General features: G+C 67.5%; 17 protein-coding genes and 1 pseudogene. 12 read left to right on the forward strand and 6 right to left on the reverse strand.

From position 1 onward, the window contains the following. The 8 genes and pseudogenes from ABDV78_RS06975 to ABDV78_RS07010 form a co-directional block, all read left to right on the forward strand. Positions 1–192 (forward strand): annotated as a pseudogene (locus ABDV78_RS06975) (nicotinic acid mononucleotide adenylyltransferase); the annotation flags it as partial. A gap of 12 nt (positions 193–204) precedes the next feature. Then, complete coding sequence (gene rsfS, locus ABDV78_RS06980) at positions 205–609, forward strand: ribosome silencing factor (RefSeq protein WP_343526644.1); 405 nt, start codon at positions 205–207, stop codon at positions 607–609. A gap of 18 nt (positions 610–627) precedes the next feature. Beyond that, complete coding sequence (locus tag ABDV78_RS06985) at positions 628–1,050, forward strand: 23S rRNA (pseudouridine(1915)-N(3))-methyltransferase RlmH (protein ID WP_343526645.1); 423 nt, start codon at positions 628–630, stop codon at positions 1,048–1,050. After that, a complete protein-coding gene (locus ABDV78_RS06990; RefSeq protein ID WP_343526646.1) occupies positions 1,047–2,219 on the forward strand; it encodes a peptidoglycan DD-metalloendopeptidase family protein in 1,173 nt (390 codons plus the stop codon). Before ABDV78_RS06985 ends, ABDV78_RS06990 begins: the two co-directional genes overlap by 4 nt. Positions 2,220–2,450: 231 nt before the next feature. Beyond that, the gene (locus ABDV78_RS06995; protein WP_343526647.1) at positions 2,451–3,737 is read left to right on the forward strand and encodes a S41 family peptidase; all 1,287 of its coding nucleotides are present in this window, start codon (positions 2,451–2,453) and stop codon (positions 3,735–3,737) included. 1 nt (position 3,738) lies between these two features. Beyond that, a complete protein-coding gene (locus tag ABDV78_RS07000) occupies positions 3,739–4,233 on the forward strand; it encodes a disulfide bond formation protein B (protein WP_343526648.1) in 495 nt (164 codons plus the stop codon). Then, the gene (locus tag ABDV78_RS07005) at positions 4,230–4,772 is read left to right on the forward strand and encodes a demethoxyubiquinone hydroxylase family protein (RefSeq protein ID WP_343526649.1); all 543 of its coding nucleotides are present in this window, start codon (positions 4,230–4,232) and stop codon (positions 4,770–4,772) included. Before ABDV78_RS07000 ends, ABDV78_RS07005 begins: the two co-directional genes overlap by 4 nt. Positions 4,773–4,797: 25 nt before the next feature. Then, complete coding sequence (locus ABDV78_RS07010) at positions 4,798–5,271, forward strand: hypothetical protein (protein ID WP_343526650.1); 474 nt, start codon at positions 4,798–4,800, stop codon at positions 5,269–5,271. 128 nt (positions 5,272–5,399) lie between these two features. Here the strand turns inward: ABDV78_RS07010 and ABDV78_RS07015 are convergent, their stop codons facing one another. Continuing rightward, positions 5,400–6,464, reverse strand: a complete 1,065-nt coding sequence (locus ABDV78_RS07015) for a Glu/Leu/Phe/Val dehydrogenase dimerization domain-containing protein (protein WP_343526651.1) — start codon at positions 6,462–6,464, stop codon at positions 5,400–5,402. Between the two features lie 128 nt (positions 6,465–6,592). Here ABDV78_RS07015 and ABDV78_RS07020 point away from each other — a divergent pair, with 128 nt between their 5' ends. Further along, a complete protein-coding gene (locus ABDV78_RS07020) occupies positions 6,593–7,066 on the forward strand; it encodes an Lrp/AsnC family transcriptional regulator (protein WP_343526652.1) in 474 nt (157 codons plus the stop codon). Between the two features lie 69 nt (positions 7,067–7,135). After that, positions 7,136–8,551 carry a hypothetical protein gene (locus ABDV78_RS07025; RefSeq protein WP_343526653.1) on the forward strand — a complete coding sequence of 472 codons (1,416 nt, stop codon included), beginning with the start codon at positions 7,136–7,138 and terminating at the stop codon, positions 8,549–8,551. Here the strand turns inward: ABDV78_RS07025 and ABDV78_RS07030 are convergent. Beyond that, positions 8,506–9,141 carry a DedA family protein gene (locus ABDV78_RS07030; protein WP_343526654.1) on the reverse strand — a complete coding sequence of 212 codons (636 nt, stop codon included), beginning with the start codon at positions 9,139–9,141 and terminating at the stop codon, positions 8,506–8,508. The genes ABDV78_RS07025 and ABDV78_RS07030 overlap by 46 nt on opposite strands. 75 nt (positions 9,142–9,216) lie before the next feature. Between ABDV78_RS07030 and ABDV78_RS07035 the strand changes: the two genes are divergently transcribed. Then, the gene (locus ABDV78_RS07035) at positions 9,217–10,014 is read left to right on the forward strand and encodes an aldo/keto reductase (RefSeq protein ID WP_343526655.1); all 798 of its coding nucleotides are present in this window, start codon (positions 9,217–9,219) and stop codon (positions 10,012–10,014) included. Positions 10,015–10,059: 45 nt separating this feature from the next. Here ABDV78_RS07035 and ABDV78_RS07040 read toward each other — a convergent pair whose 3' ends face one another. From ABDV78_RS07040 to ABDV78_RS07050, 3 genes are all read right to left on the reverse strand, one after another. Further along, positions 10,060–11,457 (reverse strand): UdgX family uracil-DNA binding protein, encoded by a 1,398-nt coding sequence (locus ABDV78_RS07040; RefSeq protein WP_343526656.1) that lies wholly within the window; start codon positions 11,455–11,457, stop codon positions 10,060–10,062. Positions 11,458–11,516: 59 nt separating this feature from the next. Continuing rightward, positions 11,517–12,002: a hemerythrin domain-containing protein gene (locus tag ABDV78_RS07045; RefSeq protein ID WP_343526657.1), complete on the reverse strand. Its 486-nt coding sequence runs from the start codon at positions 12,000–12,002 to the stop codon at positions 11,517–11,519. Between the two features lie 68 nt (positions 12,003–12,070). Then, positions 12,071–13,315, reverse strand: a complete 1,245-nt coding sequence (locus ABDV78_RS07050; RefSeq protein WP_343526775.1) for a putative DNA modification/repair radical SAM protein — start codon at positions 13,313–13,315, stop codon at positions 12,071–12,073. A gap of 107 nt (positions 13,316–13,422) precedes the next feature. Here ABDV78_RS07050 and ABDV78_RS07055 point away from each other — a divergent pair, with 107 nt between their 5' ends. Continuing rightward, positions 13,423–14,139, forward strand: coding sequence for a DUF4163 domain-containing protein (locus ABDV78_RS07055; protein ID WP_343526658.1), 717 nt, complete (start codon positions 13,423–13,425; stop codon positions 14,137–14,139). Between the two features lie 11 nt (positions 14,140–14,150). On the opposite strand, the gene ABDV78_RS07060 is transcribed toward ABDV78_RS07055, so the two are convergent. Next, positions 14,151–14,423, reverse strand: a complete 273-nt coding sequence (locus tag ABDV78_RS07060) for a UvrB/UvrC motif-containing protein (RefSeq protein ID WP_343526659.1) — start codon at positions 14,421–14,423, stop codon at positions 14,151–14,153. Positions 14,424–14,438 lie beyond the last annotated feature (15 nt).

A 14,438-nucleotide genomic window follows, 5' to 3' on the forward strand; every position in this document is an offset into this window, starting at 1 on the left:
GCCGCCCACGCGACACCCGCGCTGGGCTGGTTCAGACGTTTCCAGAGGCGTCCGGGCCAGGCGAAGAACTGGACGATGTGGAGTTTGCCGGCCTTCGTGCTGTTGCGCTTCCGCCCCGACCCGACTTCCGCCACGGGCCTTCGGGCCCGCGACCCGGACTGGTTTCGGCATATGGGCCGAAACGTCCCCTGAACAGGAGCTCACTTGGCCACTTCCCCCCAATCGCCGCGTCCGTCCGATCCCGAAGAGGTGGAGGCGCTGCATCGCCTGATCCTCGCTTCGCTCGACGACGACCAGGCGGTGGAGACGATTTCGATCCCGCTGGCGGGCAAGTCGTCGATCGCAGATTTCATGGTGATCGCCAGCGGTCGTTCGACCCGGCAGGTCGCCTCCATGGCAATGAAGCTCGCCGAGAAGATCAAGGCCGAGTTCGGCCGTTCGGTGCGGGTCGAAGGCCTGCCGACCGCCGACTGGGTGCTGATCGACGCGAATGACGTCATCGTCCACCTGTTCCGGCCGGAGGTGCGAACCTTCTACAATCTGGAGCGCATGTGGGCGTTCGGCGACGCGCCGACTCCGCCCGCGAGCCCCGCCGACCGCAACCTCTGACACCCTGAGGGGTCGCCCGTGCTGCTGCATATCGTCGCGCGCGGGCGAATCGGCCGTTCGCCGGAAGCCGAACTGGTCGATCGCTATATCAGGCGGATCGGCTGGCCGACCAAGCTGACCGAACTGCCCGACACCGGCGGCAGGGTTCCTCCGCTGGAGGGACAGGTGCGCCTGGTCCTCATGGACGAGAAGGGGGAGAATCTCTCCTCGATGGATTTCGCCAGACGGCTCGAACGCTGGCGTGACGATGGCGTGCGTGAATGCCGCTTCATGATCGGTGCGGCCGACGGGTTCGAGGATGCCGATCGCGCGCGCGCCGATCTGCTCATCTCCTATGGCCGCGCGACATGGCCGCACATGATGGCGCGCGCGATGCTGGCGGAACAATTGTTCCGCGCGACCAGCATCCTGGCCAATCACCCCTATCACCGCGAGGGATGAGCGGGATGGCCCGGCGGCGACGTTGGGGCGCGGCGCTGGCGGGGCTGGCGCTGCTGGGCACGACCGATGTCGTCACCGACCAGCGCCGCCTGGCCGATGCCCGCGCCGGCGCGGCGGCGGCGCAGAAGCGCGCGGCGGCGCTGGATGCCCAGGCGGGTGCCGAGCGGGGTGCCGCGGCGATCGCCCAGGCCAGGGAGCGCGCCATGGCGGCCCGTGTCGCGGCGGCCGAGGCGGAGGTCGCGGAGGCGCGGGCGCGCCTCGCGTTGGTGGCGGGATTGCTGGTCCGGCAGCAGGCGCGGCTGGCCCGGGCGCAGGCGCCGCTCGCGCATCTGCTGGCGGCGATGCAGTCCATGGCGGCGCGTCCTACCATCGCGGCGGTGGCGCAGCCGGGATCGGTCGCCGATCTGGCGCATGTCCGGGCGGTATTCGGCACCATCGCCCCCGTCATCGCCCAGCGTTCGGCGGCCGTCCGTACCGAATTGGCGCGGACCCGGCGGATGCGCGCACAGCAGGCGCTGGCGGCACGAGCGCTGTCCGCGACCATGGCCAGGCTGGAGAGCGAACGTCGCGCGCTGGCCGCGCTGGAGGCGGCGCATCGCGGCCGGGCCGAGGTGCTGGGTCAGGTGGCGGTCGACGAGTCCAACCGGGCGCTGGCGCTGGGCGAGGCGGCGCGTGATATCGTGGACCGCATGGCCGAGCGGGGCGAGGCGAAGGTGACGGCGGGCGACCTGATCGCGCTGCCCGGCCCGGTCGCCCGCCCCCTTGCGCCGGGGGTGATCGGTCCGGCGATCGCGGCGGGCACCTATCGCCTGCCCGTCAAGGGGCGGGTCGCGGGGGGCTTTGGCGAGATTTCGGATGCGGGCGTGCGCGCGCGCGGCATCACCCTGACGACGGCGGCGCGTGCCGTGGTCGTTGCTCCGGCGGGGGGCGAGGTGCGCTATGCCGCGCGGTTCCGGGGCTATGGCGGGATCGTCATCGTCAATCACGGCGCGGGCTGGACCAGCCTGATCACCGGCCTGGGCGGAATCGCCGTTCGCCCGGGCCAGCGGGTAGAGGCGGGGGCGGTGCTGGGCCAGGCCGGGCGTGGCGCGAACGGCGTGGAACCCCGCGTGACGGTGGAATTGCGTCGTGACGGGCGACCGATGGATATCGCCGCGATCGCGGGATGAAGGCGGGGTGGTGCCAACCGACGGGGCGTCGCCCGGATCGCCTCCGGCCGTTTTCCCCGCCCACCGCTCAGCCCCCGTTCAGCACGGTTGCGCTTTGATTGCGTCCGGCTTCCCGCTACACAGGCGGCTATCCTTTCTGGTCCAGGACCCTCGATGCCCAGCTCGTTCTTGGGACGTTCGCTTCCGAAACGTCCGCTTCTGACTGCTACTGCGATTGTCGGTGCGCTGGCGATGGTGCCGATCACGACCTCCGCGATGGCGGCGGTGGACAGTTCCACCGTTCGTCAGTTCGACCGTTTCCTCGACGTCTATAACCGGATCAAGGCCGATTATGTCGACAAGGTCGATGACGACACGCTGATCAAGGGGGCGATCCAGGGTATGCTGGCCGCGCTCGACCCGCATAGCAGCTATGTCGACGCGCTCGACTTCGACAATCTGAAGATCCAGACCGAAGGCAATTATGGTGGCCTGGGCCTGACCGTGTCGATGGAGGATGGCGCGATCAAGGTCATCGCGCCGCAGGAGGATACGCCGGCGGGCCGCGCTGGGGTGAAGTCGGGCGACTATATCACCCATATCGACGGCAAGCTGATCTACGGCCAGTCGCTGGACGAGGCGATCGGCCAGATGCGGGGCAAGCCGGGCACCAAGATCAACCTGACCATCGTGCGTCCCGGCCGCGACAAGCCGATCGAACTGACCCTGACCCGCGAGGTCATCGTCCAGCGCCCGGTGAAGTGGGAAGTGAGGGGCGATGTCGGCTATATCAACATCAACACCTTCTCGGAGAATACCGGCGCGGACACGCGCGCGGCGATCATGGCGATCGACAAGGCGCTGGGCCACCGGCCGCTCGGCTATGTTGTCGATCTGCGCGACAATGGCGGTGGCCTGCTGACCCAGGCGATCGCGGTTAGCGACGCCTTCCTCGACCATGGCGAGATCGTGTCGCAGCGCGGGCGCGAGAAGAACGATATCGAACGCTACTATGCGAAGCCAGGCGACGACGCGCATGGCCTGCCGGTGATCGTCCTGACCAATTCGGGCACGGCGTCGGCGTCGGAGATAGTCGCGGGCGCGCTCCAGGATCATCACCGCGCGCTGGTGATGGGCGAGCGCAGCTTCGGCAAGGGATCGGTGCAGACGCTGCTGCCGCTCGGGCCGGAGACGGCGCTGCGCCTGACCACCGCGCGCTACTACACTCCCTCGGGCCGCTCGGTGCAGGAGGGCGGGATCGAGCCCGATATCAAGGTGCCGGAGATTTCCGACCCCGATTACAAGACGCGCCCCGTCTTCCGCGAGGCCGATCTGCGTCGCCACCTGATCAATGAGGTGAAGGCCGACAACGCCATCCTCGAAGAGGATACCAAGCCCGATCCGCGCTTCGCGATGACGCCCGAGGCGCTGAAGAAACAGGGGATCGAGGATTTCCAGCTCTATTACGCGCTGAAGACCATTGCGCGCCTGGGCGGCCCTGCCCAGATCGCCGCCGCTACCAAGCCGCCGGTGAAGTAAGATGACCACAGCGCGCACCCGCAACGAATGCATGGCGAACTGGATCGCCTTCCTGCTGCCCGCTGCGCTGTTGGCGGGTGCCTGGGGCAGCCAGTTGATCGGCGGCCTTTACCCGTGCGAGATGTGCCATTGGCAGCGCTGGCCGCATTATGCCGCGCTGGTGCCCGCCTTCGCCGCCTTCTTCGTCGGCCAGCGCAGCATCCGGGGATCGCTTGTCATCCTTGCGGCGTTGTTGATTGCGGTGTCGGGGGCGATCGGTGTCGCGCATGCCGGGGTCGAATATGGCTGGTGGCAGGGCTTCACCGCCTGCACCTCGACGGTGAACCTGGACGGGTTGAGCTCGGCCGACCGGCTGAATGCGATCATGCATGCGCCGGTCATCCGCTGCGACGTGGCGCAATGGACCTTTGCCGGGATTTCGCTGGCCGGGTTCAACGCGATCCTGTCGCTTGGCGGTGCCGTGACGATCCTGGTGTTGATGAGGAAGGCGCGATGAGCCAGCTCCGCTGGATGCCGGGCGACCGGCGGGAACCGATGAAGGCGATGGTCCGGGTGGACCAGGCCGGGGAATATGGCGCGACCCGCATCTATGCCGGGCAGCTCGCGGTGCTGGGCGACCGGCATCCCTTTTCGCGCGCCATCCATCACATGGCCGAGCAGGAAGAGCGCCACCGCGCCTTTTTCGACCGGATGATCGCGGAGCGCCGCGTGCGGCCGACGCTGCTCCAGCCCTTCTGGGACAAGGCGGGCTTCGCGCTGGGCGCGATCACCGCGGCGATCAGCCCCAAGGCGGCGATGGCCTGCACCGCGGCGGTCGAAACCGAGATCGACAAACATTATCAGGCGCAGCTCGACCAGCTGGGCGACAGCGACCTCGAATTGTCGGAGGCGATCGCCGATTTCCAGGCCGAGGAGCTGGAGCATCGCGATCACGCCCTTGGCGCCGGTGCGGAGGAGGCGATCGCCTATCCGATGCTGTATGGAATGATCCGTCTGGGCTGCAAGGTCGCGATCGCCGCGGCCAAGCGGGTCTGACGCGCGGATCGACGGGAGAGAGAGGATGATCGATCGGACATGGCGCGCGGCGATACTGGCGGGTCTTGGCGTCGTGGCGGCGGCAGGCCCGGCGCTGGCGCAGCAGGTGGCCGCCCCCGGCGCGATCAGGGTCAAGCCGCCCGAGGCCCCCGGCGAGGTGTCACGCAACGCGCCGATCAACGGCGTGTTGACCCTGTTCGGCAATGAACGCTGCCCCACCGACAATAACGGCAACGAGATCGTCGTGTGCGTGCGTCGCGGTGCCGAGGAACAGTTCCGCGTCCCCAAGGAACTGCGCGAATTGCAGGTGACGCCGCAGAATGAGAGCTGGGCGGCGCGCGCGACCGGGACGCTCAACGAGGGCACCGGCGTCAACAGCATCGGCAGCTGCTCGGCGGTCGGCGCGGGCGGTGCCACCGGCTGCTTCGCCCAGCGTGCTCGCGAGAACCGAGCGATCAACGCCGACCGGCGGCGGCAGGAGGCAGCGGGCGACCGCTGACCCCGGTCCCCGATCCGGCCGTGCCCGCCCTTCGACGTCGCACGGCGCGAGCGAAGGGCGGGGCGGGGCGGGGCGCGCCGTTTTCACGTCAGTCCATCAGTCTCAACCCATGTCCCGCCCCGTCTTGGTCATGCCGCCACGGCCACTTGGCGCGGCGCGGTCGCGATGCGGTCCATTGCCACGTCGCGGGCGGCATGGTGCGGCACCGTGCCGTCGCGGGCCGCGCGGGCCAGAACCTCTTCCATGCGGAAACCGACGGCCATGACGCGGCGACGGACCTCGGCCGCCTTCCAGCCCAGATATTCGCCGGCGACATTGATGATCCCGCCCGCATTGACCAGGAAATCGGGGGCGTAGAGCACATCGCGCTCGGCCAGCCGCTCGGCCATATCCTCGGTCGCGAGCTGGTTGTTTGCCGCGCCGCACACCACCGATGCGCGCAGGCCGCGCACCGTGTCCGCGTCGAGTACGGCCCCCAGCGCGCAGGGGGCCAGCACATCGGCACGCGCCGACAGTAGCGCCCGCCCGCTCATCACCATCGCGCCGAACCGGTCGGCGGCGCGCGCCGCGATCTCGCTGCGCGGTTCTGCCACGATCAGGCGGGCGCCCATGCCGTGCAGCAATTCGCACAGCGCATAGCCGACATGGCCGAGCCCCTGCACCGCGACGGTGACGTCGGACAGTTCGGCGCCCAGCCGGTGCCGAACCGCGACGCGCATCGCCTGAACGACGCCCAGCGCGGTCCAGGGCGAGGGATCGCCTCCCGGCCCCCGGCCCCGCGCGGGCAACCCCGCGACATGATGCGTCTCGCCCGCGACGACCTCCATATCGGCGACACAGGTGCCGACATCCTCGGCGGTGACATAGCGGCCGTTCAGTTCGCGGACCGCCCGGCCCAGGCTGCGGAACAGGGCGGTGCGGTCGAACGGGCCGTCGGGCAGGCGGATCACCGCCTTGCCGCCGCCCAGCGGCAGGTCGGCCAGGGCGTTCTTCAACGCCATGCCTTCCGCCAGCCGCAGCGCGTCGACCGTCGCGGCCTGATCATCGGCATAGCGCCACAGCCGGCATCCCCCCGCCGCCGGTCCGAGTGCGGTCGAGTGAAGCGCGATCACCCCGCGCGCGCCGCTGTTCGGGTCGTGAAAGGGAACGACTTCCTCGGGCGGAAGGGCGCGGCGGTCGTGATGCTTGGGCATGGATGGACTTCCCTGAAATGGCTGACCGCAGATTAGCCGCTTCAGGGAAGGGAAACTGACCGCATTTCATGGACAAACAACAGAATTTGGGTTGAAACGACCTGGTATTGCCGAATATTCGGTGTTTCATGCCGGAAGAACTGGATATCTGGGAGCGTCGGATCCTCGCCTTGCTCCAGGAGGATGCGAGCCTGTCGACCGCCGCGATCGCCGAGGCGGTGGGGCTGTCCGCCTCGCCCTGCTGGCGGCGGATCGACCGGCTGGAGCGTGACGGGATCATCAAGCGGCGGGTGGCGCTGGTCGACAGGACCAAGGTGGGCCTCAAGGCGCAGATCTTTGCGCAGGTGAAGCTGAACGCCCATGGTCGCGCCAATCTGGACGAGTTCACCGCCGCGATTCGGGAACTGCCCGAAGTGATGGAATGCTATGTGCTGATGGGATCGGTCGACTTCCTGCTCCGCATTGTCGCCGCCGATATCGAATCCTATGAACGGCTGTTCTTCGAGCGATTGTCCAATCTGCCGGGGGTTCAGGAAATCAACTCGACCGTCGCGCTGTCGGAGATCAAGTCGACCACCTGCCTGCCGATCCTGCCCGGATAGCGCGTAAACAGACGGAAGGGGCCCCCGGCGCTCTTGCCGTGATGGCGAACCGTAACGAGGAGAGCATCGATGACCTGCGATCGGGAACTGGGGCCCGTTCGGATCGGCCTGTTCCTGCTGATCTGGTTCTCGACCGCATGGTTCGGATCATGGGAGTTCAATCCCAACAACGCGACGCGACTCTTCGCCGCGATCCGCATGGTCGAGGACGGGACGGCGACCATCGACCCCTTCGCACCGCTGACCATCGACAAGGCGCGGTTCGGTGCCCATGCCTATCTGGACAAGGCACCGGGCATGACCCTGATGGCGATCCCGGCGGTGGCGGCGGTGGATGGGGTGACCGGGGACCGGGCGGATCGCCACGCCCTGACGACCCTCGATCCGGGGTTCGTCGACTATCTGCGGTTGCGTACCCGGGTTGCCGCAGCGGCGGGCCCGGCGCTGCTGACTGCGATCGCGGCGCTGTTGCTGTTCGACCTTGGCACGGCATTGACGGGGCGGGCGGGGGCGGGCCTGTTCGCGGCGCTCGGCTATGCCCTGGGCACGCCGATCTGGGGCTATTCCACCACGCTGCTCGGCCATGCGACGGTGGCGGCGCTGTTCGTCATCGCGACGGCCGGGGTGGCGCGCGGTGGTGCGCGTGGGCTGGCCGTGGCGGGGCTCGCGCTCGGCTGGGCGGTGGTGGTCGAATATCAGGCGGTGCTGGCGGGATCGCTGATCGGACTGTGGGCGGCATGGCGGCACCGGCATGCACCACGCGCGTTGTGGCCGTTGATCGCGGCGGGGATCATCGGGCTGATGCCGCTGCTCGCCTATAATCTCTTTGCCTTCGGGACGCCGTTTCGGATCGGCTATTCGGGGGTGGTCGGGTTCGAGGGGATGAATCAGGGGCTGTTCGGCCTGACCCTTCCCAAAGCGGCGGTGCTGCGCGAAATCCTGATCGGGCCGACACGCGGGTTGATCTGGGTCGCGCCCATCATGCTGCTCGCCCCGATCGGGCTGTGGCGGCTGGCCGAGGAACGGGAGACGCGCGGGCTGGCGCTGACCGCCGTCGGGGTCGTGCTGGTCGCGCTGCTGGTCAATGCGGCCTATGTCTATTGGGACGGCGGGAACGCCACCGGGCCGCGCCATGCCATGCCGCTGGCAGGCATGGCAGCGTTGGGGCTGGCGCCGGTCTGGGCAATGGCGCGGTCGCTCTGGTGGCGCAGCGGACTGGCGCTGCTCCTGATCGGCTCGATTGCGATCAACCTGACCATCGCGTCGGCCGAAATCTTCGCGCCGCCCACCTATCGCTGGGCCTGGTGGCAGGCGGTGATCCAGCAGCGCTTCCGCATCGGCGACCTGCGCACCATCCCCTCCGAATGGTGGGGATGGACGACATGGGACGGCCTGTTCCTATGGGCCGCGGTCGCGATCCCGCTGGCCCTATGGCTGGTTCAGCGGCTGTGGCGCTTGAGCCCGCGCACCCGGTGCCAGATATAGAGGCCGATCAGCACGACCAGCACCACACCGATCACCAGGTCGGCACGGTGGAAGAATGCCTTTACGCGCGGGTCCGAATCCCACTTCTCGCCCAGTTCGCGCCCGATGATCGCCAGCACCAGGCAGAAGGGCCAACTGCCGATGAAGGTATAGAGGTGGAAGGGGACGAGCTTCATCCGCGCGACGCCGGCCGGAAAGGCGATGAAGGTACGGATGATCGGCAGCAGCCGCCCGATCAGCACCGCAATCGGGCCATAGCGCGCGAAGAAGCGGTCGGCCGCGTCCAACTCGCCCGGCCCGATCAGCAGATATTTGCCCCAGCGCTCGGCAACGGGCCGCCCGCCGCGCTTGCCGATTTCATAGGCGACGATCGAGCCCAGATTGCAGCCCAGCGCGCCCGCCGTCGCGGCGAGGTACAGGTTGAAATGGCCGGTCGACACCAGATAGCCAGCGAACGGCATGATGATCTCTGACGGGAGCGGAATGCAGGCGCTTTCGATCGCCATCAGCAGCATGACGCCCAGATAGCCGCCGGTGGAGATGACCCAGATGGCAAAGCTCGCCAGCGCGGAAAGAATATGTTCGACCATGGGCCCAGCGACTTGCGCGATCCCCGCACGGGGGTCAATCGGAACCGCATGAGGGGCCGACCGGTTTGGGACGGCATGACGATGCTGACCCTGAATGACGGACGCGGCCTGCCCCGATTGGGGCTCGGCACTTACCAAATCCCGGATTCGCAGGTCGCGCTGGTGGTGCGTCGCGGGCTCGATACCGGATACCGGCTGGTCGATACCGCCGCCATCTATGGCAATGAGCGCGGGGCAGGCGACGGCATTCGCGACGCCGACGTCTTCCTGACCACCAAGCTGTGGAACGATCGTCATCGTGACGCGGCGGCGGCGCTGGACGAGAGCCTTGCGCTGCTCGGCGTCGAGGCGGTCGACCTGTACCTGATCCACTGGCCGGTGCCCGCCGAAGACGCCTATGTCGAGGCGTGGCAGAGCCTGATCGGCTTACGCGAAGCGGGCAAGGCCCGGTCGATCGGCGTGTCGAACTTCCTGCCCGAACATCTCGACCGGATCATCGCGGCGACGGGCGTGGTGCCCGCGGTCAACCAGATCGAACTCCATCCGCGTTTCCAGCAGCGCGAGGCGCGGGCCTATCACGAAGCCCGGGGCATCGTGACGCAAAGCTGGAGCCCGCTGGGGCGGGGCGGCGCGTTGCTCACCCTGCCGGAGATCGTGCGGATCGCGGACAGGCATGGCCGCTCGGCGGCGCAGGTGGTGCTGGCCTGGCATCTCGCGCATGGCCTGTCGGTGATCCCCAAGGCCGCGGATGCAGCGCATATGGTGGACAATTTCGCGGCGACCGGGTTGACGCTGGATGACGAGGATATGGCGGCGATCGACGCACTGGATGATCCGCAGGGGCGGATCGGGCCGGACCCTCGGGAGATGTAAGGCACCTGCACGGTGTCTCGGCCCTTCGATAAAGGCGCGATCCCGTTAGCGAAGGGCTTGCCCGGCCAGCTTCAGCTCTTCCACGAAACGCGCATATTCGACCTTCTTTGCCTCGGGATCGGGCAGGCGCAGCAGATAGCTGGGATGCACGGTGATGAAGGCGGTGCCGCCATCGGGCAGCGTCAGCGCCTTGCCCCGCTCACGTCCGATGGCCATGACCTTGCCGAACAGCGACCGTGCCGCCGTCGCGCCCAGTGCGATCGTTACCTGTGGCTGGATCAGCAGGCGTTCCTGCGCGACCCACCAGCGGCATGCCTGGATTTCGCCCGCATTGGGTGAACTGTGGATGCGCCGCTTGCCGCGCGGTTCGAATTTGAAATGCTTGACCGCGTTGGTGACATAGGTCCGCGCGCGGTCGATCCCGGCCTCGGCCACGGCGCGGTCGAACACCTGTCCGGCCGGGCCGACAAAGGGATGGCCCGCCAGATCCTCCTGGTCGCCGGGCTGCTCGCCGACGAACATCAGTGCCGCGTCGACCGGGCCCTTGCCGAACACCGTCTGCGTCGCGGGCGCGTAGAGCGGGCAGCGGGTGCAGCCCATTGCTTCGTCCCGCAACGCAGCCCAGGCCGCCTGCGCATTGCGGCCACGCCCCGCGCGCATGTCCGCCCTGGCGGTATCGATCATGCCCGTCTCCCGCGCTTGCGCGCCCGCGATCAATTGCGGGACCAACGCGGTTTCCGGCATGTTTTTCCAGTATTTGCGCGGCATCTCCTTCAGCATCGCGCCGATCTTCATGCGGGCGGGGTTGAAGATGCTGGCATAATAGGTCTTCCACACCGCCTCGGTCGGGTCGCCCTCGGGCGCGTCCGCCTTGGTCGCGCCGGGGCCTTCGTTCAGCGTCTGGCCGTCCCAGTGGAGCGAGACCTCTGGCGTCAGGATCGACCAGCGCATCGTGGTGAAGCGGTTGACGAAGAACGCTGCATTGGCGCGGACGATGTGATGTTCGGGCTCGAACCACGCGACATAGCGCGGACCGTCGGCATCCTCGGTCTCGCGAAAGCGGAGAAAGGCGCGCATCTTGTGAGTGTCGCGCCGCACCGCCTTGGCCAATCGGTCGAGGCGGCGGACCAGCGGATCGGCCTGATCCTCGATCAGCCGGGGTTGCCGCCGCAGCCGATCGAGCGCGGTATGGAGCAGCGCGAAACGCTCGGGATCGTTGGCCAGGACGACGCTGCGCGCGAGGTCGAGAAAATTGCGCGAGACGGTGAAGCGCGGCGCATTGCCGGGAATGGCTTCGTCCGCGACCGCGCCGAACAGGTCGGCAGGTTGGTCGCCGACCTGCCAGACGACCTGGTCTGGCGGCACGCTGTCGGCGATCAGCCCGCGTGCCGCCTCGCGCCAGACATCGAAATCGTCGGGGGCGGAGAGGGTGATGATCCGCATTGCCCCTCATTCCTCCCCTGCAAGGGAAGGACGCCGTTCGACGTCAACCGGGTCCAGACTCAATCGCGTTCGTCCCCGCCGGGCGGGTTGGCCTTGGCCTCCTTGGCCTCGATCGGCTTGCGCTCTTCATAGATGTCGGCGAGCTTTTCCTCGGTCGCGTCGTCCAGCTCCTTCTCGGCGGCCGGGAACATCTCTTCCTCTTCCTCATCAATATGATGCTCATAGCGATGACGCATGTGGAAGAACTTCGATTCCCATTCGTCGGACGCGAAATCGAGGTCCATCATCTCGCCCAGCAGATCGTCGATTTCCTTGTGTTCGGACACCGAATGGCGGGCGTCGTCGCGCAGCTCGGGCTCTCCGAGCATGGTGGCGTAGAGCGATTCCTCCTCGGCGGCGGCGTGGCTCTGCACCTCGATGCGGAACGTCTCGAACAGCTTCTTGCGCTTGGCGCTGTCGCCCTTGAGTTCGGCGAGTTCCTTCAGCATCACGCGCTGCTTGTCGTGATCGCGCTTCAGATCGGCATAGATGTCGGCGGTGGCCATGATGCGTTCTCCTTCGCGGAGCCAAACGGCGAAGCCCGACGGGCGTTTCACCCGCGAATCACTCTCACTCAGGCGAAGAGTTCGAGCTGCCTGCCCTGCGGCTTGACCAGCGGTTTCAGGTCCGCCCGCTCGGCCAGCGCGACCGGCCGCCAATCCTCTGCGATCAGAAAGGGGCGCAGCTTGGTGATCGAGACGGTCAGCCGCCCGACATCCACCAGCCGCAGCTTGCGCCATTTGCGCGAGGCGATGATCCGGTCCACCGCCTTCACGCCGAGACCCGGCACGCGGAGCAGCATCTCGCGGGGGGCGCGGTTCACATCGACCGGGAAATGCTGGCGGAATTTCAGCGCCCAGGCCAGCTTGGGATCGATGTCGAGCGGCAGCATGCCCGTCGCCTCATCGGCCGCCGCCGCGACCTCGCGCGGTTGATAGTCGTAGAAGCGCATCAACCAGTCGGACTGGTAGAGCCGATGTTCGCGCATCAGCGGCGGGCGTTGCAACGGCAAGACGGCAGACGCATCGGGGATCGGGCTGAACGCCGAATAATAAACGCGGCGCAGCGCGAAGCGGTCATAGAGCGTCGCTGCGCGTCCGACGATGTCGCGGTCGGTCGCGGCGTCCGCGCCGACGATCATCTGGGTCGACTGCCCGGCGGGCGCGAAGCCGGGGGCGGACTTGTACCGCTTGGCCGCGTCCTGCCGATCGTCGATCGCGGTCTTCACATCGGCCATGGCGCCTTCGATCCGGGCCGAATCCTTCTCCGGCGCAAGGCGCTTCAGACCGCCGACGGTGGGCAGTTCGACGTTGATCGACACCCGGTCGGCATGAACGCCGGCCAGCCGGACCAGCGCGGGATCGGCATCGGGGATCGTCTTCAGATGGATATAGCCGCGAAAGCCATGATCCTCGCGCAGGGACCGCGCGACCTCGACGATCTGCTCCATCGTATAGTCGGACGATCGGATGATGCCCGAGGAGAGGAACAGCCCCTCGATATAATTGCGCCGGTAAAAGGCGAGGGTCAGGTTCACCACTTCCTGCGCGGTAAAGCGCGCACGGCGGACATTGGAGGATTTGCGGTTGATGCAATAATGGCAGTCGAAGATGCAGCTATTGGTCAGCAGGATCTTCAACAGCGAGATGCAGCGCCCGTCGGGCGCATAAGCGTGGCAGATGCCCATCCCCTCGGTCGAACCGATGCCCTTGCCGTCGCGGCTGTCGCGCTTGGCCGTGCCCGACGACGCGCAGGATGCGTCATATTTGGCGGCGTCCGCCAGGATCGCCAGCTTCTCACGGGTGTCGAGTTGCGCCATGTGTTCGATATATGTTCGCATTCCCGGCCGGGCAAGCGGAACTCCCGCCGGTCATGGGCCGTACAGCCTCTTCGGTTTATTCGATGGGCGATTTCGAAGGGAGACGGATGATGCGCAGGTTGACGGCCGCCCTGATATTGACCGCGATAAGTGGTCCGGCGATCGCGAGTGACGTGTCGAGCAAGGCGAAGACCGCCGATTACGAATTCAGCTATGGCTATCCCGCCGCCGCGACGCGGATCGCGGGACTGAAGAACTGGCTCGACGCCGATCGTGCCCGGCTCCAGGCCAAGACCGCGCGCGATGGCGCAGCGGCGCGGCGCGAGGCGCGCAAGGCCGGTTATCCCTATCGTCGTTATTCCTTCGACAAGAGCTGGAAGCTCGTGACGCAAACGCCGCGCTTCCTGAGCCTGTCGGGCGACAGTTACGACTATACTGGTGGCGCGCACGGCTCGCCCGCCTCCTATGGGCTGGTCTGGGACAAGCGGGCGGCGCGGCGGCTGGAGCCGAAATCGGTCTTCGGATCGGGGGCCGCGCTCCAGGCGGCCGTGCGCACCGATTATTGCGCGCGCCTCCGGGCCGAGCAGCGGCGGCGCAATCAGGGCAGCGTCTCGTCGATGAACGTCTGTCCGCCGGTCAAGGACCTGACCCTGTTGCTGGGGTCGAGCAACGGCCGCGCAATCGATCGGATCGGCCTGATCGCCGATCCTTATGTCGCAGGCTCCTATGCCGAGGGGGCGTATGAGGTGACGTTGCCGGTTACCCGGTCGATCATCGCGGCCGTGAAGCCCGAATATCGCGGAGCATTTGCCGCGCGGCGGTAACCGGCAGGCCTTTATCCCTGGCGTCGCCCACGTCCCTTGGTCATCGGATCGGGCTTCCTGGGCGGCACCCAGCCGGCCGGGCGTTCGGGACGGGACTGGCTGGTGCCCAGCCCCATTGCGCCGGGTTGCTGGCGGGTCAGGCCGCTGGTGTCGACATCGGCATCCTCCGCCCCGCCGCGCAGCAGATTGATCCGATCGCGCAGGGCGCGTGCCTCCTCGAAATCGAGGCGTTCGGCGGCCGCTTCCATCTGGCGGCGCAGCTCTTCGATGGTCGGTCCGGTCATGGCTGTCCGAACGCC

The organism is Sphingomonas sp. (assembly GCF_039594485.1).
Lineage (GTDB): Bacteria > Pseudomonadota > Alphaproteobacteria > Sphingomonadales > Sphingomonadaceae > Sphingomonas.

What these genes read in the sequence shown, in the direction of transcription:
- ABDV78_RS06990 (WP_343526646.1), top strand. Translation starts at nt 1,047, where the DNA reads ATGAGCGGGATGGCCCGGCGGCGACGTTGGGGCGCGGCGCTGGCGGGG.
- ABDV78_RS06995 (WP_343526647.1), top strand. Translation starts at nt 2,451, where the DNA reads ATGGTGCCGATCACGACCTCCGCGATGGCGGCGGTGGACAGTTCCACC.
- ABDV78_RS07000 (WP_343526648.1), top strand. Translation starts at nt 3,739, where the DNA reads ATGACCACAGCGCGCACCCGCAACGAATGCATGGCGAACTGGATCGCC.
- ABDV78_RS07005 (WP_343526649.1), top strand. Translation starts at nt 4,230, where the DNA reads ATGAGCCAGCTCCGCTGGATGCCGGGCGACCGGCGGGAACCGATGAAG.
- ABDV78_RS07010 (WP_343526650.1), top strand. Translation starts at nt 4,798, where the DNA reads ATGATCGATCGGACATGGCGCGCGGCGATACTGGCGGGTCTTGGCGTC.
- ABDV78_RS07015 (WP_343526651.1), bottom strand. Translation starts at nt 6,464, where the DNA reads ATGCCCAAGCATCACGACCGCCGCGCCCTTCCGCCCGAGGAAGTCGTT.
- ABDV78_RS07020 (WP_343526652.1), top strand. Translation starts at nt 6,593, where the DNA reads ATGCCGGAAGAACTGGATATCTGGGAGCGTCGGATCCTCGCCTTGCTC.
- ABDV78_RS07025 (WP_343526653.1), top strand. Translation starts at nt 7,136, where the DNA reads ATGACCTGCGATCGGGAACTGGGGCCCGTTCGGATCGGCCTGTTCCTG.
- ABDV78_RS07030 (WP_343526654.1), bottom strand. Translation starts at nt 9,141, where the DNA reads ATGGTCGAACATATTCTTTCCGCGCTGGCGAGCTTTGCCATCTGGGTC.
- ABDV78_RS07035 (WP_343526655.1), top strand. Translation starts at nt 9,217, where the DNA reads ATGACGATGCTGACCCTGAATGACGGACGCGGCCTGCCCCGATTGGGG.
- ABDV78_RS07040 (WP_343526656.1), bottom strand. Translation starts at nt 11,457, where the DNA reads ATGCGGATCATCACCCTCTCCGCCCCCGACGATTTCGATGTCTGGCGC.
- ABDV78_RS07045 (WP_343526657.1), bottom strand. Translation starts at nt 12,002, where the DNA reads ATGGCCACCGCCGACATCTATGCCGATCTGAAGCGCGATCACGACAAG.
- ABDV78_RS07050 (WP_343526775.1), bottom strand. Translation starts at nt 13,315, where the DNA reads ATGGCGCAACTCGACACCCGTGAGAAGCTGGCGATCCTGGCGGACGCC.
- ABDV78_RS07055 (WP_343526658.1), top strand. Translation starts at nt 13,423, where the DNA reads ATGATGCGCAGGTTGACGGCCGCCCTGATATTGACCGCGATAAGTGGT.
- ABDV78_RS07060 (WP_343526659.1), bottom strand. Translation starts at nt 14,423, where the DNA reads ATGACCGGACCGACCATCGAAGAGCTGCGCCGCCAGATGGAAGCGGCC.